The sequence below is a fragment of the Pseudomonas sp. CH235 genome, assembly GCF_004368175.1.
In the GTDB taxonomy this organism is placed as follows: Bacteria; Pseudomonadota; Gammaproteobacteria; order Pseudomonadales; family Pseudomonadaceae; genus Aquipseudomonas; species Aquipseudomonas paraglycinae.
This window is the reverse complement of sequence record NZ_RRZJ01000012.1, coordinates 94924-119765: the sequence shown is the minus strand read 5'-3', so window position 1 is coordinate 119765 and position 24842 is coordinate 94924. Positions and strand designations below refer to the sequence as shown.

The following is a 24842-nucleotide window of genomic DNA, read 5'->3' as shown; positions in this document are numbered from 1 at the left end:
TCTCAGTTCGAACAGCCGGTGCCGAACTCGCTGTATTGAAGAATGTGTTTTGCGCCGTGGCTGTCGAGGTAAGTCATCTCGACCGGCACTACGCCGCAGACGTCGGCGACCGGGGTGATGCTCACGACTTCAGCGATATCCAGAGACATGCCGTAGCGGTAAGCGACGGCTTCGTCATCGGCCTGGGCTTGAGTGCAAAGGCCGGCGAGCAGGGCAAGGGTCAGCAGAATTTTTTGCATGGGGCAGCCTCCAGGCAGATGTGGTGATGACTTGGCAAATCAGGTTTGGAGGGGCCCGCACGCGGAGTGCGGGCCCGGAGGCGTCAGAACGGACGCAGCGGGAGGAACTTGCCGTCGAGGGTGACCACGGCGCGGGAACCGCCTTCAGGGTCTTCGACTTTCTTGATGTCGAGCTTGAAGTTGATCGCGCTGATGATGCCGTCGCCGAACTGCTCGTGAACCAGCGCCTTCAGGGTGGTGCCGTAGATCTGGATCATCTCGTGGAAGCGGTAGATGGTCGGGTCGGTCGGCACACCGTCGAGGCTGCCGCGCAGCGGGATGATTTGCAGGGCGGCGACGTCTTCGGCGCTCAGCTCAAGCTTGTCGCCGACCACTTCGGCAGCGGCTTTTGGCAGCGGGTGCTGGCCGAGAAGGGCGGCGGTGACGTAGGCCAGGCTCAGGCCGGTGCCGTCGGCCAGATCCTGCCACGACAGGTTTTTCTGTGCCTTGGCATCCAGGGCGCGGGTGGTCAGGGCGATGCGGCTGTCGTTGTAGGCTTGGGATTGCATGGTGCTTCTCCTTTCGGGGTTGGCTTGCTGTGTGGGATTCATCTTCTGCCGATTGATCCATAGCGTCCAAGACCGATATACAATGCAAAGCATAAGTACTGCCTATAGATGGAGCGTTCCATGCTGCTGCGACATTTCCGATACCTGCTGGCCGTGGCCGATCACGGCGGCTTCACCCGGGCGGCCGAGGCGCTGCACGTGTCGCAGCCGACCTTGTCGCAACAGATCCGCCAACTGGAAGAAAGCCTCGGTGTGGATCTGTTTGATCGCACCTCGCGCTCGGTGAAACCGACTGATGCCGGGCAGGCCTATATCGAATGCGCGCGACGGGTGCTGGTGGAGCTGGAGGCGGGCAAGCGCGCGTTGCATGACGTGAAGGATCTGACCCGAGGCTCGCTGCGCCTGGCGATGACGCCGACATTCATGGCGTATCTGGTCGGGCCGTTGGTGCGCGACTACGTGGCGCGGTATCCGGGGATTCACCTGGAGATTTTCGAGTTGTCGATGGACGACATCGAGGCCGGGCTGGCGGATGACTCGCTGGATATTGCGATTGCCTTCACGCCGGTGCGCAATCCGGACATTGAGTGCATTCCGGCGTTTGTCGAGACGTTGGGGGTGATGGTCGGGCGTGAGCATCCGCTGTACGACAGCTCATCGGTGCTGACGACGGATGACATTGCGCAACTGGATTTCGCCTTGCTGGCGCCTGACTTTTTCACGCGCCTGTCGATCGACGAATATTTCCGCCAGCACGGCATCACGCCCAAGGTACAGATCGAGGTGAACTCGGTGAGTACGTTGCTGGAAGTGATCCGGCATGCGCCGATTGCGACCATGTTGCCGGAGGCGATTGCGACCGAGGACCGGGCATTGCGCAGGTTGCGGGTCGAGAGCGAGGCGCCGCAGCGGGGAGCGGCGTTATTGCGGCGCCAGAACAACTATCACAGTGCGGCGGCTGAGGCGTTCATGAAGCTGGTGCTGGAAACTCGTTCATGAGCTTTTTTTGCGAGCAATAAAAAGGGCCTGCTTCGCTTTCGAAGCAGGCCCTTTTGTTTATTGAAGTTTTAACTTAGCAGAACCGATCAATCACCCGAACTTCGTTGTTGTTCTGCATCGAGTCCCACGCCTGTTTCAGCGTCTGCAGAACATTACCGATGAAGTCCTTGTCGGCCGCGGCTTTCTTGCCGACATAGCCGTGGCCGCGGCGGTACATCTTCAGGCGGGCCAGCAGGTTCTGGTTGTTCCGGTCGAACTCTTCTTCACCAGCATGGGGCGACAGGCAGTCGATATGGACCTGACCCGACTTGCTGATCCACAGAATATGGCTGTCGTGGCTGTCTTTTTGCGCCGCGAACATACGAGCCAGTTCTTCGATAGTAGGTTGATTGTTCAGATTCATGATATTGCCCCTTGACCAGTCTGGTGATCTTTCAAAGTTGATTCGCTAATACAGGTAGCCCATCGGTTAGTTGATCCCTGGCACCGAAACCAGGACGTCAGCGGTCGCCCGTGTGAAGTACGGGGTCATGCGTCTGTTGCATGTAGTCGTGTTGAATAACTGCTACGCAATAGCGTCACAACGAGGAGAAGCAGCGAAAACCGGGAGGCTCCTTGACGACGTTTTCAGGGTCGACCACAAGCGTCTTGAGAATTTTCGCCAGCGCTTCTCGTCCTTGTACTGGACGTTCAGGCCAGGTCAGCTTCTTCAATCTGCCTTGTGGGCAGCGTGTATCCGGAAAAAACAGCTCGGCGGTCAGACGAGCTTGCTCAAGCGTGTTGCCAGTGCTCCCGATCGGGGAGACGTCTGCATCATGCAAAAGCAAAACGATGCCGTCAACGGTTTTGTAGTGATTATTTTTGGTCACTACATATTGTCGGACAAAGTCATTCTGGAATGAAAAAAGCGGCGGTCAGGCAGCGGGAGAGAGGCTGCGCAGGCAGTAGAACGTGCAGGGATAGCCGTCCACTGTTTTGGTCTGGCGGGTAAAGTCGCCGCCGCTCAGCTCAGGGATGAGCCGGGCCCAGAACCGCTGTGCAGGCAGGTTGGCGTCGACATGGAAAATCTGCCATCGACCGGGCAGGTGGCTCAAGAGGGCAGAGGCGACAAACTGCGCGACGCCTTGGCCACGCCAGCGTCGGCTGACGAAGAAGTATCCGATGTTGTAGTCGGCGCCTTCGATGAGGAGGTGGTCATCCACGGTCAGGAATCCCGCCAGTTCGCCGTCGACGTGGATCAGGAATGGCCGCGTCGCCGGCTGGCGCCAGTAATCGTCTTTCAACTGGATCGGGAAGAACCCATGCCCGCCGAACTTCAGCGGCAGCCACTCGCTGAAGTCATAGGTGTAGAACTGCATCAGGTTTTCGAGGGTTTCCAGTTCGTCACGCCGGGCGACGCGCAGTTCGATGACAGACATGCGGCTGCCTCCTGACCATCACTGCAGAAACAGTAGCGTGCAGCGGGCTATTTGGCTGCCGGTTTTGCCGCACGCTTGCTGGTTCCGGTGGTTTTGCGCCGGGTGGCCTTGCGTTTGTTCTTCCACGGCGCGGCGGCCTTGCCGGCGGGCGGCGGGCCGCTGATGGTCAGGCTCAGCCCGGCGCAGCGGGTTACTTGCTTGCTCATCCACGCCGCCTGTTTGGTAACGAATTCTTCAAGACTCATCTCGCCGCTCTGCACCATGTCCAGCGCCTGCTCCCAGATCGCGGTGGTGCCGGGATCGGCAATTGCGCGCGGCACGGCGTCGATCAGGCTGAACGCAGCGGGTGTGGCGGACAGCGCCTTGCCGTTCTTCACCAGATAACCGCGATCCAGCAGCCCTTGAATGATCGAGGCGCGGGTGGCTTCGGTGCCGATGCCGGTGGTGTCCTTGAGTTTCTGCTTGAGCAGCGGATCTTCCACCAGTTTGGCGACGTTCTTCATCGCCTTGATCAGGTCGCCTTCGGTGTAGGGCTTGAGCGGCTGTGTCCACAGGTCCTTGAGCTTCACGTCCGCCACGGCGCATTCGGCACCTTGGGTCAGCGTCGGTAGCGTTTGCGGCGCGGGGGCTTCTCGGCCCTTGGCCGGGGCCAGTGCTTCGGGCAACGCGCGTTTCCAGCCCGGCTCGATGATCTGCTTGCCAACCGCGCGCAAGGCTTCCCCGGCGCAATCGAAATCGGCCTGGGTGCGGTCGTATTCGTGATTGGGCAGGAACTGCGCCAGATACCGTGCGCGAATCAGCGTGTAGACCGCGCGGTGCTTGCCGGTCAGGCGCTCCATGTTTTTCGCAGCAGCGGTCGGGATGATGCCGTGGTGGGCGCTGACCTTGGCGTCGTTCCAGGCGCGAGAGCGGCGCTGTGGCTCCAGATGCTCACGCAGCGCTTCGAGGCTAGGGTCGGCCTGACGCAACGCCGCGAGAATCCCCGGCGCCTCGCTGTGCTGGCTCAGGGGCAGGTAGCCGCAATCGCTGCGCGGGTAGGTGATGACTTTGTAGGTTTCGTAAAGCGCCTGGGCGATGTCGAGGGTTTCCTGGGCACCGAGGCCGAGCTTCTTCGAGCAGACTTCCTGCAAGGTGCCCAGATCGAAGGGCAGGGGGGCCACTTCGCGCATGCGCTCGGTGCGCAGCTTGATCACCCGGGCGCTGGCAGCGCTGCTTATTGCGGCGGCCGCTTGCTGGGCGAGGGCCTGATTGAGGCAGCGGTCCTGATCGTCACAGGCATCGTTCGGCGCACGCCATTGCGCCGTGAACGGCATGCCGTTGTGCAGCAGTTGCACATCGATGGCCCAGTACGCCACCGGCACGAAATCGGCGATGCTGCGGTCGCGATCCACCACCAGTCGCAAGGTCGGCGTCTGCACCCGGCCCACCGGCAACACGCCTTGATAGCCCGATTGCCGGCCGAGCAGGGTGAACAGGCGACTCATGTTCATCCCGATCAGCCAGTCCGCCCGCGAGCGCCCGAGTGCCGAGTGATACAGGCTGAAGGTTTCAGCACCCGGTTTGAGCGACGCCAACGCCTTGCGAATCGACGCTTCGTCCAGCGCCGACAGCCACAAACGGCGGATGGGTCCGCGATAGCGGCAATGCTCGACCAGCTCCCGGGCGATCATCTCGCCCTCGCGGTCGGCGTCGGTGGCGATGATCAGTTCGCTGGCCTCGCCGAGCAGGCGCTTGACCGCCTTGTACTGGCTGGCGGTACGCGGTTTGACGGTCATTTTCCATTTGTCGGGAATGATCGGCAGGTCGGCCAGCACCCAGCGCTTGTATCTGGCGTCATAGGCGTCCGGCGGGGCGGTTTCCAGCAAGTGGCCGATGCACCAGGTCACCGTGACATCCGTTCCCAGCCAGCAGCCGTCGCCCCGACGCTTGGCGCCGAGTACGGCCGCAATATCCTTGGCCTGGGAGGGTTTTTCACAGAGGTACAGCCGCATAACCACCGTCGTCGATCATTGCCCGAAGAGGCGCACAGAATGGCCTGAGTCGGGCGTTCGGGCAACTTTTATCTGTATGGATATACAGATAAATGGATTGCCGGTCATGACAGCGTGCGTCGGGGCAATCCGGGACGCTATCGAGAAATTGATTAGCGCCCCCGTTGGCGGCTGTGGCAGGTTCAATCTGCCTGACAAGGCGAGTGACAGGACGATCTCGCCAGAAGATCGCCGTTTTTCTGTCTGACACTGACTCTTCAGAAACAAGGACGTACACCATGTCTCAACCTTCCTCCCAGGCCAGCAGCGCCTTCACCGCCGTCGACACCTTCAGCCACCTGTACGATCGCGGCACCGGGACCGTCAACGGCAAACCGTCGTTCACCGCCGACCAGGCCGCCGACGAAATCCTGCGCAAGGACATGTCGTGGCAGGACAAGAACGCCGACGGCAAGATTGATCTGACCTACACCTTCCTGACCGACAAACCGTCGAACTACAACCCGAAACTCGGCAACTTCAGCGAGTTCAGCGCCCAGCAGAAGGCCCAGGCCGTGCTGGCGATGCAATCGTGGTCGGACGTGGCCAACGTGACCTTCACCGAAGGCAAGGGTGGCGACGGTCACATGACCTTCGGCAACTACGACGTCAGCACTGGTGGCGCAGCGTTCGCTTACCTGCCGCAGGGCAGCAGCTACGACGGTCAATCGTGGTACCTGATCAACGATCAGTACCAGGTCAACAAGACCCCGGACACCAACAACTACGGGCGCCAGACCCTGACCCACGAAATCGGCCACACCCTCGGCCTGTCGCACCCGGGCGCCTACAACGCCGGCAACGGCAACCCGACCTACGGCGACGCCAAATACGCCGAAGACACCCGTGGCTACAGCCTGATGAGCTACTGGAGCGAAGCCAACACCGACCAGAACTTCAGCAAGGACGGCAGCGGCGCCTACGCCTCGGCACCGTTGATGGACGACATCGTCGCGGTGCAGAAACTCTACGGCGCCAACTTCCAAACCCGTGCCGACAACACCGTGTACGGCTTCAACTCGAACGCCGATCGCGATTTCTATAGCGCCACGTCGAACACCTCCAAAGTGGTGTTCTCGGTGTGGGATGGCGGTGGTAACGACACCCTGGATTTCTCCGGCTTCAGCCAGAACCAGAAGATCAACCTCAACGAAGGTTCGTTCTCCGACGTCGGCGGTCTGGTGGGCAACGTGTCCATCGCCCACGGCGTGACCCTGGAAAACGCCATTGGCGGTTCGGGCAATGACCTGCTGATCGGCAACGCGGCGGCCAACGACCTGATCGGCGGTGCCGGCAACGACATCATTTACGGCGGTGGCGGCGGTGATACGTTGTGGGGCGGTGAGGGCGCGGACACCTTCGTGTTCGGTGCGGCCAGCGACTCGACCATGACTTCGCCGGACTGGATCATGGATTTCACCAGCGGCCTGGACAAGATCGACCTGTCGGGCATCGCCGGGTTCGCCACCGGCGCAGCCACGCTGAACTTCGTCAGCGGCTTCACCGGGCACGCGGGCGATGCGATCCTTACGTACTTCGAACAGACCAACCAGACCAGCCTGATGATCGACCTTACAGGCCAGGGTTCGGTGGACTTCGCCGTGGGTGTGGTGGGGCAGGCCGTGGCGACCGATATCGTCGCCTGATCTGAAAACGGAAAATCTGAAACGAAAAAACCGCAGTCCTTCGCAGGCTGCGGTTTTTTTGTTTTCGGACATCGCTCTACGACATTGAAATCGGTTACTGCTCGGTTTCGAGGATCGAAGCTGCGGATGTATTACGTACTCTGGCAAACCACCAGAGAGCCGCAACGCCCAGCAGCGTCGCCAGCACAGCCAGGATCAGGATCACACGTTGTGCCCCCAAAGGCGCGGCGAGCAGCGCAACAAGCAGTCCCGCGAGCGGTTGTGACAAGTTGTTGAGCAGGGTGATCACGCCCACGGTCTTGCCGAAGTCCTGAGGGGGAATGACTCGCTGGCGAATGCTGCGCATGTAAACGTTGAACATCTTGTCGAAGCCGACGATCAGCAGGAAACCCAGCACATAACCCGCCAGGTTCGGGCTCAGGGCGCTAATGAAGGCGCCGGCGGCGAGCATCGAACAGGCAACGCCACCCAGTACGCGCAACGGCAATACCACCCGGGCGAGGAAAAACAGAATCACGATGGTGGTCACCGCGCCAGCCGCTTGCAGCACGGCGTAGTCGTCCTTGCCGGCGCTGTATTGACCGAGCACCATGGCCGCCGAAGTGGCCAGGGTGACCCCGACAATCAGGTTGACCCCGACTGCCAGGGTGATGATCTTTTTCAGCTCCGCCAGTTCGCGGATATGCCTGAAAGCGATGCGCAGAGGCTGCAGCCAGATGTCCTGATGCTGCTCGAACACCTCCAGGGCGATACGGCTGAAACGTTGCCACACCAGCATGCTGAGGTCCGCCAGCAGGAACAGTCCGGCCACCCACAGCACCACCCAGTGCCAAGCCGAAACCTCCAGCAGCAATGCCGCCACCAAGGGCCCCAGAACCAGTCCGGTCTGGTCGGCTATCTGCGAGTAGGAAAGGGTTTTGGTGTAGCTGTAGTGTTGGAAGATATGCGGCATCAGCACTTCGCGGGCCATGATGCCCTGAGTCGTCAGCACGCCGCACAGCGCTGACAGCACCACCAGCCATGCGATACCGCCGAAGACGGCATAAAGCCCTACTGCCAGCACGCAGAGCAGCGCCCGGTAGACCTGACTGATGTGCAGGATTCTGATGGGCGAGAACTTGTCGCACAGGGCCCCGCACAACGGAAACGCGAGAAAACGCGGCAGCGACTCGACGAAGAATGCAAGCCCCGCCCAGGACGCGCTGTTGGTGGTCTGGAATACCCCAACGGCACGATGAACAACAGGATCTGATCCGCCAGCCGCGACAGGAACAGCGAGATGAAAAAAGCCAGGTAATCCTTGCGCATGATGACTCCTGTCGGTGGGCGTTTTGGGCGTGATATGAAACCAGAATCCGCCGCCTCCGCAAGCGGCGGTCATATCTGATCGAAGAAAGGCCGTTCGGCTGCGAACCCGACGAGATGCCCCCGCATGGGTTATACCTGAACCGGTGCCTTCGCCGCAGTCAGGAGAAACCGATGAAAACCTCCGGTCCCAGTCCCGTCATCACCATCGCCGAGCAGCCAGGCTGCCTCCTTGTGAAATTCCACGGCATACAAGTCGCCGCCTCGGCTCGAGCGCTGGTGCTGCTCGAAGCCAATTACCCGCCGGTCTACTACATCCCGCGCGAGGATATCGACGAGAAATACTTCGCCCGCACCGACCACACCACCTACTGCCCGTACAAGGGCGATGCCAACTATTTCAGTCTGCAAGTGCCGGGGCATGAAGGAGCGAATGCGGTGTGGACGTACGAAAATCCGAAGATTTCGGTGAGCCAGATCAAAGACTATGTGGCGTTTTATCCCGATCAGGTGAAGTTTGAGTTGCTGGAGGCGGAGGTCTGAGATTTCGCAGCGTGGCGAGGGCATTGCGCTCCCGCCACACGTCTATCAATCAGTTCTTGTCCAGATCGATATTCTTAGTCTCCCGCAGACAGATCATCCCCACCACCAGGCTCACCCCGGTAATCAGCACCGGGTACCACAGCCCGTAGAAGATATCCCCGGTGTACACCACCAGCGCAAACGACACGGTCGGCAGGAAACCGCCGAACCAGCCGTTACCGATGTGGTACGGCAGAGACATCGAGGTGTAGCGGATGCGGGTCGGGAACAGTTCGACCATCAGCGCCGCGAGCGGGCCGTAGCACATGGCGGAGATGATGATCAGGCCGACGATCAGGGCCACGATCATCGGTTTGTTGATCTGCTGCATGTCAGCCTGTTGCGGATAACCGGCGAGGGTGATGGCGCCGCGTAAGGCTGCTTCGTCGAAGCCGTCGAGTTTCACATCGCCGACGCTCACTTGCACCGCGCTGCCCGCCGGGGCGGCGACGCTGGAGTAGGGCAGGCCTTGCTTGACTAGGAAGGTCTTGACCTTGTCGCACGGGCTGTCGAATTTGGCCTTGCCCACCGGATCGAACTGGAAGGTGCAGGTCGCCGGGTCAGCCACCACGGTGATCGGTGCCTGACGGCTGGCGTGGTCGATGGCCGGGTTGGCGTAGTGGGCCAGGGATTTGAAAATCGGGAAGTACAGCGCGGTGGCCAGCAGCAGGCCGAGCATCAGCACCGGTTTGCGCCCGACCTTGTCCGACAGCCAGCCGAAAATGATGAAGAACGGCGCGCCGATCACCACGCTGATGATCAGCAGACTGTTGGCCACCGCGGGGTCCATTTTCAGGAACTGGGTGAGGAAGAACAGCACGTAGAACTGCGCGGCGTAGAAGGTCACCGCTTGCCCGGCGTTGATGCTGAACAGGGCGATCAGCACGACCTTGAGGTTTTCCCATTTACCAAAGGATTCGCGGATCGGCGCCTTGCTGGTCTTGCCTTCCTCTTTCATCTTCAGATAGGCCGGCGACTCGTGCAGGCTCAGGCGAATCCAGGTGGAAATGCCCAGCAGCACGATCGACAGCAGGAACGGAATGCGCCAGCCCCAGACTTCGAACTGATCGCCGGTGAAGTAGCGGCAACCGAGCACCACCAGCAGCGACAGCAGCAGACCGAGGGTGGCAGTGGATTGAATCCAGCTGGTGTGGAAACCGCGTTTGCCGATCGGCGCGTGCTCCGCCACGTAAGTTGCGGCGCCGCCATATTCGCCGCCAAGGGCCAGGCCCTGCAGCATGCGCAACACAACAAGAATGATCGGCGCGGCGATGCCGATGCTGGCGTAGGTCGGCAGCAGGCCCACCGCGAAGGTCGCTACGCCCATCAGGATGATGGTCGCGAGGAAGGTGTATTTGCGCCCGATCATGTCCCCCAACCGACCGAACACCAGCGCCCCGAACGGCCGCACGATGAAGCCTGCGGCAAACGCCATCAGCGCGAAGATGAACGCGGTGGTGTCGTTGACTCCGGCGAAGAACTGCTTGCTGATGACCGCCGCCAGGGCGCCGTAGAGAAAGAAGTCATACCACTCGAACACCGTCCCCAGGGACGAGGCGAAGATGACCTTTCGGGTATCGGGGCTGGCGTCCGTGCTGCGCACGGCGTCCAGCGGTTGAGCGTGTTCTGACATATCGGTATCCCTCACAGTGATTGTTTTTGTTGTTTCCACTGTCGGCGCCGACCTTGTGGGCGTGCGCCGCTGTTCCTTTGGTCAAGAGAGTGCGGTCAGTGCTTTTTCTTCGGCGGGAAAACTCCGGGCGGTTGGGGTGAGAATCAGCTGAGCCGCTTTTTCAGCAATCATCAGCGTAGGCGAACAGGTGTTGCCCGAGGTAATGCGCGGCATGATCGACGCATCGGCAATCCGCAGGCCCGGTACGCCGTGCACGCGCAACTGCGCATCGACCACCGCGTCCGCGTCGTTGCCCATGCGACAGGTGCCGACCGGGTGGAAAATCGTCGTGCCGATCTTCGCCGCCGCTTCGTGCAGTTGTTCTTCGGTTTGCAGGCTGGCGCCTGGCAGGTATTCCACCGGGTTGAAGGCTTGCAGGGCCGGGGCGCTGACGATGCGCCGGGTCAGGCGAATCGCATCGGCGGCCACGCGCAGGTCTTCGGGATGGCTGAGGTAGTTGGGTTGAATCAGCGGCGCGGTTTGCGGATCGGCTGAGCGGATCTCGATCCGGCCCCGGCTCTGCGGACGTAGACCGCACACCGATGCGGTGAACGCGGGGAAGCTGTGCAGCGGTTCGCCAAAGCGCTCCAGCGACAGCGGCTGCACGTGGTATTCGAGGTTGGCCGAGGTCTGTTCCGGCCCCGAGCGGGCAAACGCGCCCAACTGACTCGGCGCCATCGACAACGGTCCGCTGCGGTCATACAGATAGCGCAGGCCCATGCCCATCTTGCCCCACACGCTGCCAGCGATCTGGTTAAGTGTGCGGGCGTTTTCCAGTTTGTAGATCAGGCGCAGTTGCAGGTGATCCTGCAGATTGCCGCCAACCCCCGGCAATTCATGCACGACGCCGATCCCGAGCTTTTCCAGCAGCGGGCGCAGGCCGATTCCGGAGCGTTGCAGAATGCTCGGCGAACCCACGGAGCCGGCGCACAACACGATCTCCTTGCGCGCCTTGAAGCTCTTTTGTTGACCCTGCCAACGGGCACTGACTTTCGAGGCGCGACCGTCCTCGAACAACACTCGATCCACTTCGACTTCGGTCAATACCGTGAGATTGGCCCGATCGCGAATCGGCTTCAGAAACGCCTTCGCCGCATTCCAGCGCACCCCGGCTTTCTGATTGACCTGAAAGTAACCACAACCCTCGTTGTCGCCCTGGTTGAAGTCATCGATGCTGGCGATGCCGCTCTGTTCGGCAGCGCTGCGGAATGCATCGAGAATCGGCCACGACAGGCGCTGGCGTTCAACGCGCCATTCACCCTTGTCGCCATGAAAGTCCGCCGCGCCGGCAAAGTGGTTTTCGCTCTGCTTGAACAGCGGCAGCACGTCATTCCAGGCCCAGCCCGGATTGCCCTCGGCAGCCCAGCCGTCATAGTCGTTGGCCTGGCCGCGCATGTAGATCATGCCGTTGATCGACGAACAGCCGCCCAGCACCTTGCCGCGCGGATAACTCAGCGCGCGGCCATTGAGGCCCGGTTGCTCTTCGGTCTTGAAGCACCAGTCGGTGCGCGGGTTGCCGATGCAGAACAGGTAACCCACGGGGATGTGAATCCACGGGTAGTTGTCGCGCCCGCCGGCTTCCAGCAGCAGCACGCGCTGCTGCGGATCCGCCGACAGCCGATTGGCCAGCAAACACCCGGCCGGTCCGGCGCCGACCACGATGTAATCGAATTCATCGAGGGAAGTCTGCATTCCCTGACCTCGCTTATTGTTTTTGTTGTCGGTCATCCTAGTTGTTAGCTTTCGTCAAAAGAATGTTAGTTTTTGCGCAGCCGCTGTGCGTTTTCAAACAGCGCTCCCTGACGATAGCCGACAAGGACAAGCCATGTTCGACTGGAACGACCTGCGGTTCTTTCTCGAGTTGCAGCGCAGCGGCCGCTTGCTCACTGCTGCCCGCCGCCTGAACACCACCCACGCCACCGTGGCCCGGCATATCGAGGCCATCGAAAAAAGCCTCGGCACCGCGCTCTTCGTCCAGCACGCCCAAGGCTACGAAATGACCCCGGCGGGGGAGGCGCTGCTCAAACACGCCGAAGCGATGGAAAACGTCGCGCTGCTCGCCCAGGAAGAAATCACCCAGTCCACCGCACCGCTGGGCAAGATTCGCGTCGGCGTCACGGAAGGGCTGGGCATCATGTTTTTGGCCAGCCGCATGATCGGGTTGTTCGAACGCTATCCGGGGCTGGAAGTGGAACTGGTGGCGGTGCCGCGTTTCGTCAGCATCCTCAACCGCGAGGCGGAAATCAGCATTCACCTGGAACGGCCGGCAGCTGACATGCTGGTCACCCGCAAACTCACCGATTACCGGCTCGCGCTCTATGCCAGCCGCGCCTATCTCGACAATGCGCCGCCGCTGCGCAGTCGCGAAGATCTCGGACGACACGCGTGGATCGGCTACGTCGATGATCTGCTGTTCAGTCAGGAACTGATGTTTCTCAACAGCTTCTGTCGCAACCCGCGTGTTGTGTTTCACAGCACCAGCGTGATCGCGCAGCAGCAGGCGGCGCGCTCAGGTCTCGGCATTGCAGTTCTTCCTTGTTACATGGCCGCGTCGGACCCGGATCTGGTGCCGCTGTTGCCCGATGAGAGCATCGAGCGCAGCTACTGGATCAGTACGCGGCGCGAGTTGCACAAGTCGGTGCGGTTGCGGGTGGTCTGGGATTACGTGGTGGGGTTGTGCGAAGGCGAGCGCGAGTTGTTGATGGGCCAGTAAAGAAGCTGTTTCATGCAACTAAAACGCTTGGCAAAAGGTCATTCGATTTGCGGAGGTTGAGTCATCTCGCAGAACCTCGACAACGAAGACGTTACCCGTGGCCACTCACCTCGATCGCCGCAATAACCTGTCCCTCGACAGCCTGAATTTCTTCCTCGCCGATGTGCGTGACGGGCTCGGTCCTTATCTGGCGATTTACCTGCTGGCGGTTCACCACTGGGAGCCGGCGAGCATTGGTCTGGTGATGACGATTGCCGGGATCGCCGCGCTCATCACGCAGACCCCGGCAGGCGCACTGGTCGACAGCACTCGCTTCAAACGGTCGCTGATTGCGATTGCCGCGCTGGTGGTCACCGCAAGCTGTCTACTGCTGCCGTTTGTGGCGTCGTTCAGCCTGGTGGCGGTGACGCAAGCCATCAGTGCCGTCGCCGCTTCGATCTTCGCGCCAGCCATTTGCGCGATCACCCTTGGCATTACCGGGCCTCGTGCCTTCACGCGAAGAACCGGGCGCAACGAAACTTTCAATCACGCCGGCAACGCCTGCGCCGCGTTGTTGGCCGGTTTGTCCGCGTACCTGTTCGGCCCGGTCGCCGTGTTTTATCTGATGGCGGTCATGGCGCTGGCCAGCGTGATTGCCGTTTCGTTCGTATCGGCAGACGCGATTGACCACGATCTCGCCCGAGGCCTGAATCCCAGCGAAACGGGGCAGGGCAAGCAGCCTTCGGGGCTTTCCGTGTTGCTCACCAACCGACCGTTGCTGATGTTTGCGATTTGCTGCGCGCTGTTTCATCTGGCGAACGCGGCGATGTTGCCGCTGGTGAGTCAGAAACTGGCGCAGGCCAATCTGCAGATGGCCACGCCGCTCACGTCTGCCTGCATCGTCGCGGCGCAACTGGTGATGGTGCCGGTCGCGCTGCTGGTGGGGGCGAAGGCCGATCTGTGGGGGCGCAAGCCGTTGCTGCTGGCGGGGTTTCTGATTTTGCCGTTGCGTGGCGTGTTGTATGTGCTGTCGAACGATCCGTGGTGGCTGGTTTCGGTGCAGTTGCTCGATGGCATCGGCGCGGGGATTTTCGGCGCGCTGTTTCCGGTGGTGGTGAAAGACCTGACGCAGGGGACCGGGCATTTCAATGTCAGCCTCGGGGCGATTTCGACAGTGTTTGGTCTGGGCGCAGCGTTGAGCAATAGCCTGGCGGGGATTGTGGTTCAGGAGGCGGGGTACAGCGTTGCGTTCCTCACCTTGGCGGGGGTGGCGATGGCGGCGCTGGTGCTGCTTTGGGTGGCGGTGCCGGAGACGGTGTCGCGCCCCGATGCCGACTCAATCACCCTGCAAGGCAAGGCGCCGCCGATGGTTGCGCCATGACTCAACGCTCGCAAGACCTGTTCAACCGGCGGGAATCGACAACGTCGCCCGCAGGCCACCTTCGACCCGGTTTTCCAGTGTGATCCGCCCACCCAGACGCGTTGCGATGGTATTGACGATGGTCAGCCCCAGGCCCGCGCCCTCGGGATTGCCCCGGCTGTAGAACCGTTCGAACAGTCGTGCCCGGTCCGCTTCATCGATACCCGGCCCCTGATCTTCAACGCTCAAATGGTAAAACCCGTCGGCCCGGGTCAATTGCACGCTGATCACGCCTTGCTCCGGGGAGAAGTTGGCGGCGTTGGTGATGAGGTTGTTCAGGGCAATGTCGATGGTGGCAGCATCGGCGAACGCTGGAAAAGGTTGTTCGCTGACGTCGAAGGCCAGTTCCAGATGCTTGCTCAGCAACCATGGCGTGAGTTGCACCAGACTGTTGCGCACGGTGTCGCCAAGGTCGATGCGTTGGTTGGCAGGCGCACTGGCCTTGGGTTCGAGGCGGGCCATGGTCAGCAACTGATTGACCAGTCGGCTGGTTCGATCCACGCCGGCAATCAGAAACTCGAGTGACTCGCGACGTTCCTGCTCGGTGCCGGCTTCCAGCAGGTTTTGCGCGTGTACCCGCAGAACCGCCAGCGGCGTGCGCATTTCGTGGGCGGCGTCGGCGATGAACCGGCGTTCCCGACCGAGCACTTCCTGGATCTGCGCAAGCATGCGGTTGAGCGCGGCCTGCATCGGTTCCAGTTCGCTGGGCAGCGGCGTCAGTTGCAGCGGTTCTAGGGAGCCGCTGTGCCTGGCGCGTAGCGTCGCCGCCATATTGGCCAGGGGCTTGAGCCCCCAGCCGATGGCCAGCCAGATCATCGCCGCAAGAATCAGGCTGCCGATCACGTTCGGCCACAGGGTATGGCGGACGATCCGGTCAACCAGATCCGCTCGCACGTCACCGCGTTCACCCACCCAGATGCGCAAACCGTTCTGTCGGTCTTCCAGGACAAACGCCCGCCAGTGGCGCTTGTTCAAATCCACCACATCACTGAAGCCTGGCTGGATCGGCGGCGTGCTGAAGGAGGGCGCGCTGGCGGTATGCACCAGGACCTCGCCCTTGGCATTCCAGACCTGAAAGGCGAGCTTTCTCTCGTAGGGATGGCCGTCACCCTTGGGCACGGCTTCAGCCAGGGCCGAGTTGAACGCCCGATAAAGATCCGCGTGCTCCTGCCCCGGCAACGGCATGCGCATCACACCTTGCAGCAACCGTGCGTTCTGCGCCAGTTGCGCGTCGTAGACTTCGGCGATTTCGTGGTTGCTGTCGTGCAGATTGAACAGGCTGAGCACGGTCAGACCGGCGAGCATCAGGCCGATGATCAGGGTCAGGGTGCGGCGCCGGATCGAGGTCATCGGCGCTCCTCCACCAGATAACCCACGCCACGGATGGTGCGGATCAGGTCGGTGGAGAATTTCTTGCGCAGGTGATGAATATGCACTTCGAGAGTGTTGCTTTCGGCTTCTTCGTTCCAGCCGTAAAGCAGTTGTGTGAGGTGGTCGCGGGTCATGACCCGACCCGGCGGCGAGAGCAGTTCGTGCAACAACTGATATTCCTTGGGCGTGAGCACCACCGGCTGCCCCAGGTAGCTGACTTGCTGGGTGCCGGGGTTGAGGCTGATGCCGGCATGTTCGATCAGCATCTGCGCGCGTCCGGCACTGCGTCGCAGCAGGGCGCGCAGGCGGGCCTTGAGCTCGGCCAGGTCGAAGGGTTTGATCAGATAGTCGTCGGCGCCGGCATCCAGCCCCGCGATGCGGTCTTCGGTGGCATCGCGGGCGGTGAGGATCAGCACCGGCAGGTTCGAACCGCTGCCACGCAGACGACGCAGGACTTCGAGCCCATCCATGCGCGGCAGGCCGAGATCGAGCACCGCCAGATCAAAGGTTTCGCTGAGCAGGGCGTGCAGGGCGCTGCTGCCGTCCTTGAGCCAGTCGACGGTGTAACCCTCGCGCCCCAGCGCCTGATGAATGCCCTCGCCGAGGGCCACGTCATCCTCGATCAGTAATAAACGCACACGGACTCCTGTCAGTCGAGTTTCTTGTTCACGTCCACCAGCAACGCGGCGATCTCTTTGCGGCGCCCGGCGTCGGCACTTTCCCGGCCTGGGCGTGGAGCGGCTTGCAGGGCCTTGAGCAGCGCTGCTTTGGCTTCAGCGTAGCGTTTTTGACGGTAAAGGTGATCGCCCCAGAAGTACAGACTGTCGATGCCGTCCGGGTTGAGTTGCAGGGCTTGTTTGAGCAGTTGTTCAGCCTTGTCGCTGTCGCCGAACCCGATCGGCCATCCCGGTACCCGATCGTACAGCGCGGCGAGGCTGGTGTAGGCCGAACCTTGCAATGCCTTGGGGTCGAGGTTCAGGGATTTTTCCAGATCGGCTTTGGCGTCCTTGGCTTTGCCCAGGGCCCCGAGCCCGCCCTCGGCACCGGCCCAACTGCTGGTGACAATGCCTTTCCAGATCCAGGCCTCGGCGACGGCCGGACGTTCGGTGGCGAAGTGCGTTGCCTGGACGGCCAACTGTTCAAATGCAGCGGCGCGCTGTTTTTCCGGTGTTTCGTACTGGATGTGCGCCCAGCTCTGCTGGATGCTGTTGAGGCGTTGTTGATCGGCAGCGTCCAGCGCCCAGACACTTTGACTGAGGGCGCCCAGCAGCACACAGGCGAGAATTTTTTTCATGGTTTCGGCGTCTCGTTTTCAGGTTTTTCACTCAGGCGACGGATCAATGGCAATTGCTTGCGCAGACCGCGATCCACCAGATTGGGCAGCAGGCTGTTGAGGCGTACGAAAAAGCGCTCCGGCCAGCCCAGATAGAGGTCTCGGCGATCGCCGGCAATTGCATGGATTACGGCATTCGCGACGGCTTGCGGGTCGTCGACGCTGGATTTGAGTGCGTCATTCAAGGCTTGGGCGGCGGGGCTGTTCATGGCGGTGCGCGTGGCGCGGGGCGCCACGTACAACACACCGACCCGGGTATCCGCCAACTCTCGGCGCAAGGCCTCGGAAAATCCGCGCAAGGCAAACTTGGTCGCGCAGTAACTGGCATAACCTGGATAACCGATCGAACCATAGGTCGAGCCGACGTTGACCACCATGGCACTGTCGGCCTGCTTGAGCAGCGGCAGCAACAGTTTGGTCAGGCAGATCGGCGCACCGATGTTCACCGCCAGCATGGCGTTGATGTCGCTGTCGTCGAGCTGTTCCAGCATTGCGAAATGATTGACCCCGGCGGCGTTGATCAGCAGGTTGATGCCGCCGATGGCCTCGGCGGCGGCCAGCACCTTGCGCCGGTCGCTGAGGAATGTCAGGTCGGCAGCGACCCAGCACAGGTTCTGTGGGTAAAGGTCAAGCAACGGGCGCAGCGATTCCTGATGCCGCGCGACCGCCAGGACCTGCGCACCGGCAGCGCACAAGGCACGCGTGATCGCCATCCCGATGCCGCCGCTGGCACCGGTCAACACCACACGGGCTTCATGCAGCTGCATGTTGAGCCTCCGCGTCACGGGGCAGGCCGCGGAACATGTCGGTGTAGAGCCGATAGACGACTTTCGAGGCATGGATCACCGCCGCCTGGTCGGCCGGATCTTCCAGCTGATTCATCAGCCGGCGATAGGTTTGCATGTGCTCGATGTCCAGCGAGCCGTGGGAACTGAGGTAGCTGAACGCCGTTTCCGGCAGGGCCAGACGCTCGCGGATACTGCCCGCGGCGTGGGTGGCCAGGGCGATGCTGGTGCCCTCGAGCACGTTGACCATGCCAAACAGGCCCACCGGATTGCCTCGGGCGATCAGGTCGTAGAGAAAGCTGACCATCAGCTCGATCGGCAGCGACGGCTGTCCGTCACGCACCGCGTTACGGTCACCGCCACAGGCCTCGATGTCGTTGAGCACCCATTGCTCGTGGCCGTATTCGTCCTCGATGTATTCGCACACGGCTTTGCGCAGCCATTCCAGGTGCGTTGGCAGGCGCGCGCCGCAAGCCATCATCAAGGGTACGGTGTGACGCACGTGGTAGTAGGCCTGGGCGAGAAACGCGCGATAGCTTTCAAGGCTGACCTTGCCTTGCAGCGCATCAAGGATGATCGGCAGATTGAACAGCTCGTGGCGTTCCTGGTGCGTGGCTTCTTGCAGGGTGTCGAAAAAACTCATGGTGCGGATTCCTCGGAAAGGGCGGATTCGGTAAGCACGGCACGGTACTGCGCGACGATTGCCTCACGGCGCGGGCGACCGTTGGCGGTGAGCAGGCCGTTGGCGGCCGTGAAAGGTTGTTTGAGACGTGTCCAGTGATGCACCTGGGCGTAATCGGGCAAGGCCTCGTTGGCAGCGGCGACGGCGGCGGCGAGCTGAGCATCGGTGCAGTCCGGACGGTGCGGCCAGAGCAGGGCGTGGTTGTGCGGCAAGGCTTCGCCATACACAAAGGCCTGGGCGATGTGATGACGCTGGGTCAGTTCGGATTCGACCCATTCCGGGTTGACGTTGCGGCCGAAACTGGTGACGAACTGATGCTTCTTGCGGCCCTTGAGGTAGAGAAAACCTTCCGGGTCGAACTCCCCCAGATCGCCGCTGGGCCACCACTCATCGGTGTACGCCGGTTCGCCAAGGTAACCGAGCAGGGGCGAGCCTTTGATCAACACCTCACCATCTTCGGCCAAGCGCACGTCGACGTGGGGCAGGGGCCGCCCGACGCTGCCCGGACGTCGAGCCCCAGGCCGGTTGAGACAGACAACCGAGGCGCATTCGGACAGGCCGTAGCCTTCGTAGACCGGCAGGCCGACCCGTTGCGCGCGGTGCAGCAGATCCTCGGATACCCGTGCGCCACCAACGGCGGCAAAACGCAGCGATTGCGGATCGAAGGCTTTCTGTTCGGCAGCGCTGACCAGTAACAGCAGCAATTGCGGCACCAGAATCAGGCTCTCGGGTGCCCGGCTGGCCAGACAGCCGAGCAAGCGCGGCAGGTCGACGCCGCTGGCGCCCTGGATGCCCAGGGTTTTCTGGCTCGGCACGCTCAGCGTCGCACCGGCGTACAGCGCCGCGTAACAGCCGAGGTTCTCCAGCAGGATCGCCAGCGGCAGCAACGCCACGTGATGTTGAGGGGCTGTGGGTTTGCTGGCCTCTTCCAGCTCCCGAGCGACCCGCAGCAGACTGTCGGCGCTCAGGCACACGCCCTTCGGTGTACCGGTGGTCCCGGAGGTAAACGTCAGTTTGGCGGTGCCGACTGGCAGGCGGTTCGGGCCTTCAAAGGCGCGGCACCAGAATTCACCGCGTTGTTCATAACCGGCGGCGAGCAATTCTGGCTCCAGCTCCGGTTCGGCGATCACTCTTTCGGCCTGGCTTTGTTCCAGACAATGGGCACGTTGTGCCGGACTGAAGAACGGCGGCAGGGGCACGCACGTCAAGCCTTCAAACAACGCCGCCAGATCCCAGAGTATGGCCTCGACACCGTTGTCCAGTGCCAGGGCAATGACCTTCACGTTTTCATCGCGCAGGCGCTGCTGGCGGTACATCACCTCGGCGTACAGCGTCGTGTAGCTGATTTTCAGCGTGTCGCCCCATAACGCCAGGGCGTTGTCATTGCGCCCTGCATGGCTGCGCAGGGTTTCCTGGAATCGTTGGCGTTCAAGCGACATGGCAGGCTCCTTCGACAGAAGTCGGCAATCCCAGCCGACTGAACAGACCGATGTTGCGCAGATGGATGAAACCGGAGCGGATATTGCCCACGTGCACCCAGGGTTTGCTTTCGTAGTAACTGCCCCAGTGGTGACGGTCATCGCCCAGACGCTCCGGGTCAGCGGCGCACAGCGTCACCGGCTTCAGACCCAGGCGATGGAAGCTGTTGACCAGCCCGATATTGCCGGTGAAGGTCACCCATTCCAGACCGCCCATGGCCAACAGATAAGTGATCGCAATGATGCTCAGGCGCGCGCTGCCGGTGTCGTTGGCGGCAAGGTTGCCGACTTCGACAATCGCGCTGCGCTCCACCGGATGGTCTGCCGCCGCGCTGATCAACGGCTCGATCGGTTCATCCAGGTAACGTTCGAGAAAAAGTGGTTCAAGGTGCGCACGACGTACTCCAGCGACCGCGCACAAGTCCCCGGAGTCGTTGTGCACACCAAACAGTTCAGGCATGAAATGGCGGATATCGGCGCCGTGGGCCTTGCGAAAACGTTGTTGAATAAACGCTTCGAACGCCGCCCGTTGAGCGTCGCCGGGTTGGGCGCTCGACAGCTGCATCTGCGTTGTTTCGCCTTGGCCAAAACGCAGGGGCAGGTGGATGTTCCAGTCAGAATCGGGCATGGGCTGAACGCCTCCCTCAATAGGTTTGAGTGGAGTATCCGGACCATTTCTTAACGAAGTCTGAAGGTGAAAAAAGGTTAACGAACGACGGATCTTCAGATTGTCTTAAGACTGTCACGGCAGTGTGACGCCGTCGGTTCGCCCGGCAACCGGATCGAGACAGCCGAACGAGTCGGCCGTCGCTTACAACAATCACGAGGCAACTATGACCCGCGACATGGCCGCACCCCGTTATGGAAAACTGTCGATCACCTTGCACTGGCTGATGCTGGCGCTGTTCGTGGGCGTGTATGCCTGCGTTGAAATCAAAGGCTTCATGCCCCGAGGCAGCGAAGCGCGGGGCCTGTTAATGGGCCTGCACGGGATGTTCGGCGCGAGCATTTTCGTTCTGGTGTGGGTGCGCCTGTTTGGCCGCCTGACGCCGCGTCCGCCGATCACCCCCAAACCGCCTGCCTGGCAGACGGCAATCGCGCACCTGATCCACCTGGCCCTGTATGGGCTGATGATCGCCACCCCGGTGCTGGCCTGGCTGATGCTCGCGGCCGGCGACAAACCTTTTCCGTATTTCGGCTTTCATGTGCCGGCGCCGGTGGCGGTCGATCCGGACCTGGCCAAGCAGATCAAGTACTGGCACGAGCTGATCGGCAATGCCGGTTACTGGCTGATCGGCCTGCATGCCGCTGCCGGACTGTTCCATCATTACTGGGTCGGCGACGACACCCTGGACCGGATGCTGGGCGGGCGCAATCGCTCCTGAGGACCAGGCCCGCTCAGTCAGCCAGGTGTTCCGGCGACACCACCCATACGCTGCACGGAATCTTGTACAGCAGGTGTTCTACCGTGCTGCCGACCAGCCGGCCTGCGCCGCGATGGCCGACGCGGCCCATGACGATCATGTCGATGTCATACCCGCTCGCGTAGCTGCACAGCACCTTGGCCGGGTTGCCCATGACCATGTGCTGACGCTCGTCCGGAATGCCGTTGCGCTCGGCCAGTTCGCGAAAGGCGGCAGCCTGGGCATCGAACAGGGACTTGGCGGAGCTGGAGGAGAAGAACGCCGAGGCATTGTTGAAGCCGAATTCACTGGCGCTGATTGATGACAGATCATGGGCATACAGCACGTCGAGTTCGGCATTGCACAGGCTGGCCAGTTTGGCGGCCTCGCGCAGGATCCGGTCGTTGAAGCCGGCGTACTGCCCGTCACGGTGGAACGGGTCCACGGCGGCCAGGATCTTGCGGGGCAGGGCATGCCCGACATGGCTGACGAAATGCAGCGGCACCGGGCATTCGCGCAGCAGGTGAATATCCAGCGGGGTGAACATCAACCGTGACAGGAGCGATTCCGGCTCCAGCGCCTTGATCAACGCCGCCATGGGCTGTTCTCTGAGGTGAATGAGGATTTCCTGTAAGGGCCGTTCCACCCACACCACTTCCGTGGTGACGGTGACCCCGAGCTTGCGCATCGAATGCGCCCGTTCTTCGAGCCACTGACGATGACGCTCGATATAGCCGATTCGCATCTGTTCCAGTGCTTGCTCGTTGACCATGCTGGCGGTCGCCAGACCTTCCAGATAATCGAAAGCCACGATGTGCAGGGCCGCGCCCGCCGCCTTGGCCAGTGCCGCTGCACGGTCGAAGGCAGGGTTGTTTTCCATCAGGGGTGAGGCGACCAGCATGTAACGCGATTGCTCTGACATGACGACTCTCCTTTGGCAGGACACTTGAACCGATGGTTACAGGCTGCGCCAGGCGCGGGGTGGCCGTTTGATCTTTGTCAAACAACCGATGGTCGGCAGAACGCCGTCAGACGGGTGGTCAATCGAGGTGGATGTCGTCGATTGTTGATCATTATCAAACGCTGGCCAGACCGTGCGGCGCAGGCTGGGTTACGAGTCGAATCCCTCAGGAGAATGCTCATGGCCACCATGAAAGCCGCGATTTTCGTCGAGAACAATCGCATCGTGCTCGACGACAAGCCGATCCCCGAAGTTGGCCCGCAGGACGCTTTGATTCGAATAACCACCACGACTATATGCGGTACGGATGTGCATATCCTGCGCGGCGAATACCCGGTGGCGCAGGGTTTGACGGTCGGTCACGAGCCGGTGGGCTTCATCGAGCGTCTGGGATCACAGGTGCGCGGGTTTGTAGAGGGGCAACGCGTGATTGCCGGCGCCATCACTCCCAGTGGGCAAAGTTATGCTTGCCTGTGTGGCTGTGGTTCTCAGGACGGGCCGGACACTCGTCATGGTTTCCGGGCCATCGGCGGGTGGAAGTTCGGCAACACCATCGATGGCTGCCAGGCCGAATACGTCTTGGTGCCCGATGCCATGGCCAATCTGTGTCCAATACCGGACGGCCTCAGTGATGAACAAGTGCTGATGTGTCCTGACATCATGTCCACCGGTTTTTCCGGTGCCGAACGGGGCGAGGTGAGCATCGGCGACAGCGTCGCCGTATTCGCCCTCGGCCCCATTGGTCTGTGTGCAGTCGCCGGTGCCCGGCTCAAAGGCGCCAGCACGATCATCGGTGTCGATGCGGTGGCCGAACGCATGACGGTAGCGCGTCGATTGGGGGCCACGCATGTCGTCAATTTTCGCGAGGGCGATGTGGTCGAGCAGATCATGGCCCTCACCGATGGGCGCGGTGTCGATGTCGCGATCGAGGCACTGGGCACACAAGGTACCTTTGAATCGGCGTTGCGCGTGCTGCGTCCGGGCGGCCGCTTGTCGAGCCTGGGTGTTTACTCGAGCAACCTGCACATACCCCTCGACGCCTTTGCGGCCGGGTTGGGCGATTACAGCATCGTCACCACCCTGTGCCCCGGCGGGAAAGAGCGTATGCGGCGTTTGATGGCGGTCGTGCAGAGCGGCATGGTTGACCTGTCACCGCTGGTGACTCACCGATTCAAACTGGATGACATCGAAGCAGCCTATGACTTGTTTGCGCACCAGCGTGACGGGGTGATGAAAGTGGCGATTACACCGTGAAGGTGCAGGTCCTGCCGCTCACGGGACGAGCACGATCGCGCCGTTGAATTGCCCGGCGCGCAATCGCTCCAGTGCCTGATTGGCTTCTTCGAGCGCAAACAGGGTGGTGTCGCAGTGCACCGGGGCGTGCTGCAGCTCCGCGAAAAAAGCCGTGCCATCTTCGCGGGTCAGGTTGGCCACCGAGCGGACGCTGCGCTCGCCCCACAGCAGCCGGTAGGGGAAGGCCGGAATGTCACTCATGTGAATTCCGGCGCAGACCACGCCCCCCCCTTTGGCCGTGACAGCCAGCGCCAACGGCACCAGGGCCCCGACCGGGGCGAAGATCAGACTGGCATCGAGCAGGTGTGGCGGTGGCTGATCCGAAGGCCCGGCCCATTCGGCGCCCAGCGATCGGGCGTAGCGCTGGCCTTCGCTGTCATCCGGTCGTGTAAAGGCATACACCTTCTGTTTGCGTGCGCGTGCGACCTGAATCGCCAGATGCGCCGCAGCCCCGAAACCGTAAAGCCCCAAATGGCGCGCCTCCCTGGCCATTTGCAATGCGCGAAAACCGATCAGCCCTGCGCACAGCAGCGGCGCAGCCTGGGTATCGGAAAGGGTTTCAGGAATGACCAGGCAGAAACGGGCGTCGGCCACGAGGTACTCGGCATAACCACCGTCGAGATGGCAACCGGTGAACTGGGCCTTGTCGCAAAGGTTTTCCCGGCCCGTGCGGCAAAACGAACACTGACCGCAGGTTCGGCCCAGCCAGGGAACGCCGACCCTTCGGCCGACCCATTCGGGCCCGACATCGCTACCGACGGCCGAGACGGCGCCGACCACCTCATGCCCCGGCACCCGTGGCAACCGTGCCTGAGGCAACTCACCGTCGACCAGATGCAGATCGGTACGGCACACCCCGCAGGCCAAAACCTTGATCAACAACTGGTGTGAGCCGGGCGTGGGAATGGGCCGCTCTTCAAGTATCAAAGGCTGGCCGGGGCGGTGCAGAACCATGGCGCGCATGACGTCACTCCCGTCGGCAGGG

The 24842-nt window shown here is 61.7% G+C and carries 24 protein-coding genes and 1 pseudogene; 8 read left to right on the top strand and 17 right to left on the bottom strand.

Annotated features, from left to right (window positions below; translation table 11 throughout):
* Positions 1 to 2 precede the first annotated feature (2 nt).
* Positions 3 to 239: a DUF2790 domain-containing protein gene (locus EIY71_RS15170; RefSeq protein WP_085746126.1), complete on the bottom strand. Its 237-nt coding sequence runs from the start codon at positions 237 to 239 to the stop codon at positions 3 to 5.
* 83 nt (positions 240 to 322) lie between these two features.
* A complete protein-coding gene (cynS, locus tag EIY71_RS15165) occupies positions 323 to 787 on the bottom strand; it encodes a cyanase (protein WP_011334741.1) in 465 nt (154 codons plus the stop codon).
* A gap of 120 nt (positions 788 to 907) precedes the next feature.
* Here cynS and cynR point away from each other — a divergent pair, with 120 nt between their 5' ends.
* Positions 908 to 1786, top strand: a complete 879-nt coding sequence (gene cynR, locus EIY71_RS15160) for a transcriptional regulator CynR (protein ID WP_134022178.1) — start codon at positions 908 to 910, stop codon at positions 1784 to 1786.
* Positions 1787 to 1859: 73 nt separating this feature from the next.
* Here the strand turns inward: cynR and EIY71_RS15155 are convergent, their stop codons facing one another.
* Complete coding sequence (locus EIY71_RS15155; RefSeq protein WP_011334739.1) at positions 1860 to 2189, bottom strand: hypothetical protein; 330 nt, start codon at positions 2187 to 2189, stop codon at positions 1860 to 1862.
* Between the two features lie 127 nt (positions 2190 to 2316).
* Between EIY71_RS15155 and EIY71_RS15150 the strand changes: the two genes are divergently transcribed.
* Entirely contained in the window at positions 2317 to 2688 is a 372-nt protein-coding gene (locus EIY71_RS15150; protein WP_052026217.1) for a hypothetical protein, read from the top strand.
* Positions 2689 to 2700: 12 nt separating this feature from the next.
* On the opposite strand, the gene EIY71_RS15145 is transcribed toward EIY71_RS15150, so the two are convergent.
* Both EIY71_RS15145 and EIY71_RS15140 read right to left on the bottom strand, forming a co-directional pair.
* The gene (locus EIY71_RS15145; RefSeq protein WP_134022176.1) at positions 2701 to 3204 is read right to left on the bottom strand and encodes a GNAT family N-acetyltransferase; all 504 of its coding nucleotides are present in this window, start codon (positions 3202 to 3204) and stop codon (positions 2701 to 2703) included.
* A 47-nt stretch (positions 3205 to 3251) separates the two neighbouring features.
* Positions 3252 to 5195 carry a DNA topoisomerase III gene (locus EIY71_RS15140; protein WP_134022174.1) on the bottom strand — a complete coding sequence of 648 codons (1944 nt, stop codon included), beginning with the start codon at positions 5193 to 5195 and terminating at the stop codon, positions 3252 to 3254.
* Between the two features lie 278 nt (positions 5196 to 5473).
* Between EIY71_RS15140 and EIY71_RS15135 the strand changes: the two genes are divergently transcribed.
* Positions 5474 to 6880: a serralysin family metalloprotease gene (locus EIY71_RS15135; RefSeq protein WP_134022172.1), complete on the top strand. Its 1407-nt coding sequence runs from the start codon at positions 5474 to 5476 to the stop codon at positions 6878 to 6880.
* Between the two features lie 94 nt (positions 6881 to 6974).
* On the opposite strand, the pseudogene EIY71_RS15130 reads toward EIY71_RS15135, so the two are convergent.
* Positions 6975 to 8188: pseudogene (locus EIY71_RS15130) on the bottom strand (MFS transporter).
* A gap of 171 nt (positions 8189 to 8359) precedes the next feature.
* Here EIY71_RS15130 and EIY71_RS15125 point away from each other — a divergent pair.
* Positions 8360 to 8728 carry a DUF427 domain-containing protein gene (locus EIY71_RS15125; RefSeq protein ID WP_064379499.1) on the top strand — a complete coding sequence of 123 codons (369 nt, stop codon included), beginning with the start codon at positions 8360 to 8362 and terminating at the stop codon, positions 8726 to 8728.
* 49 nt (positions 8729 to 8777) lie between these two features.
* Here EIY71_RS15125 and EIY71_RS15120 read toward each other — a convergent pair whose 3' ends face one another.
* Together EIY71_RS15120 and EIY71_RS15115 are read right to left on the bottom strand one after the other, a co-directional pair.
* On the bottom strand, positions 8778 to 10400 hold the full coding sequence (locus EIY71_RS15120) for an MFS transporter (RefSeq protein WP_134022170.1): 1623 nt from the start codon (positions 10398 to 10400) through the stop codon (positions 8778 to 8780).
* A gap of 81 nt (positions 10401 to 10481) precedes the next feature.
* Positions 10482 to 12131, bottom strand: a complete 1650-nt coding sequence (locus EIY71_RS15115) for a GMC family oxidoreductase (protein ID WP_134022168.1) — start codon at positions 12129 to 12131, stop codon at positions 10482 to 10484.
* A gap of 133 nt (positions 12132 to 12264) precedes the next feature.
* Between EIY71_RS15115 and EIY71_RS15110 the strand changes: the two genes are divergently transcribed.
* Together EIY71_RS15110 and EIY71_RS15105 are read left to right on the top strand one after the other, a co-directional pair.
* Complete coding sequence (locus EIY71_RS15110; protein ID WP_064379494.1) at positions 12265 to 13152, top strand: LysR family transcriptional regulator; 888 nt, start codon at positions 12265 to 12267, stop codon at positions 13150 to 13152.
* Positions 13153 to 13249: 97 nt separating this feature from the next.
* Positions 13250 to 14512, top strand: a complete 1263-nt coding sequence (locus EIY71_RS15105; protein ID WP_134022166.1) for an MFS transporter — start codon at positions 13250 to 13252, stop codon at positions 14510 to 14512.
* Positions 14513 to 14533: 21 nt separating this feature from the next.
* Here EIY71_RS15105 and EIY71_RS15100 read toward each other — a convergent pair whose 3' ends face one another.
* From EIY71_RS15100 to EIY71_RS15070, 7 genes are read right to left on the bottom strand one after another with little or no spacing between them, the layout of a single operon-like run.
* Positions 14534 to 15901 carry an ATP-binding protein gene (locus tag EIY71_RS15100; protein WP_134022164.1) on the bottom strand — a complete coding sequence of 456 codons (1368 nt, stop codon included), beginning with the start codon at positions 15899 to 15901 and terminating at the stop codon, positions 14534 to 14536.
* On the bottom strand, positions 15898 to 16560 hold the full coding sequence (locus EIY71_RS15095) for a response regulator (protein ID WP_064379489.1): 663 nt from the start codon (positions 16558 to 16560) through the stop codon (positions 15898 to 15900). The genes EIY71_RS15100 and EIY71_RS15095 overlap by 4 nt, the downstream gene beginning before the upstream one ends.
* 11 nt (positions 16561 to 16571) lie before the next feature.
* Positions 16572 to 17216, bottom strand: coding sequence for a tetratricopeptide repeat protein (locus tag EIY71_RS15090; protein WP_129973185.1), 645 nt, complete (start codon positions 17214 to 17216; stop codon positions 16572 to 16574).
* On the bottom strand, positions 17213 to 18022 hold the full coding sequence (locus EIY71_RS15085) for an SDR family oxidoreductase (protein ID WP_134022162.1): 810 nt from the start codon (positions 18020 to 18022) through the stop codon (positions 17213 to 17215). Before EIY71_RS15085 ends, EIY71_RS15090 begins: the two co-directional genes overlap by 4 nt.
* Positions 18009 to 18683 (bottom strand): TenA family transcriptional regulator, encoded by a 675-nt coding sequence (locus tag EIY71_RS15080; protein WP_039767068.1) that lies wholly within the window; start codon positions 18681 to 18683, stop codon positions 18009 to 18011. The genes EIY71_RS15085 and EIY71_RS15080 overlap by 14 nt, the downstream gene beginning before the upstream one ends.
* Positions 18680 to 20161 carry an AMP-binding protein gene (locus EIY71_RS15075; RefSeq protein WP_134022160.1) on the bottom strand — a complete coding sequence of 494 codons (1482 nt, stop codon included), beginning with the start codon at positions 20159 to 20161 and terminating at the stop codon, positions 18680 to 18682. Before EIY71_RS15075 ends, EIY71_RS15080 begins: the two co-directional genes overlap by 4 nt.
* Positions 20151 to 20828, bottom strand: coding sequence for a thermostable hemolysin (locus tag EIY71_RS15070; RefSeq protein WP_102717584.1), 678 nt, complete (start codon positions 20826 to 20828; stop codon positions 20151 to 20153). The genes EIY71_RS15075 and EIY71_RS15070 overlap by 11 nt, the downstream gene beginning before the upstream one ends.
* Positions 20829 to 21033: 205 nt before the next feature.
* On the opposite strand from EIY71_RS15070, the gene EIY71_RS15065 reads away from it, so the two are divergent.
* A complete protein-coding gene (locus EIY71_RS15065) occupies positions 21034 to 21585 on the top strand; it encodes a cytochrome b (RefSeq protein ID WP_134022158.1) in 552 nt (183 codons plus the stop codon).
* Positions 21586 to 21598: 13 nt separating this feature from the next.
* Here the strand turns inward: EIY71_RS15065 and EIY71_RS15060 are convergent, their stop codons facing one another.
* On the bottom strand, positions 21599 to 22525 hold the full coding sequence (locus EIY71_RS15060) for a universal stress protein (protein ID WP_085746143.1): 927 nt from the start codon (positions 22523 to 22525) through the stop codon (positions 21599 to 21601).
* Between the two features lie 219 nt (positions 22526 to 22744).
* On the opposite strand from EIY71_RS15060, the gene EIY71_RS15055 reads away from it, so the two are divergent.
* The gene (locus EIY71_RS15055) at positions 22745 to 23818 is read left to right on the top strand and encodes an NAD(P)-dependent alcohol dehydrogenase (RefSeq protein ID WP_085746144.1); all 1074 of its coding nucleotides are present in this window, start codon (positions 22745 to 22747) and stop codon (positions 23816 to 23818) included.
* Between the two features lie 18 nt (positions 23819 to 23836).
* On the opposite strand, the gene EIY71_RS15050 is transcribed toward EIY71_RS15055, so the two are convergent.
* Positions 23837 to 24820, bottom strand: a complete 984-nt coding sequence (locus tag EIY71_RS15050; protein ID WP_085746145.1) for a zinc-dependent alcohol dehydrogenase family protein — start codon at positions 24818 to 24820, stop codon at positions 23837 to 23839.
* Positions 24821 to 24842 lie beyond the last annotated feature (22 nt).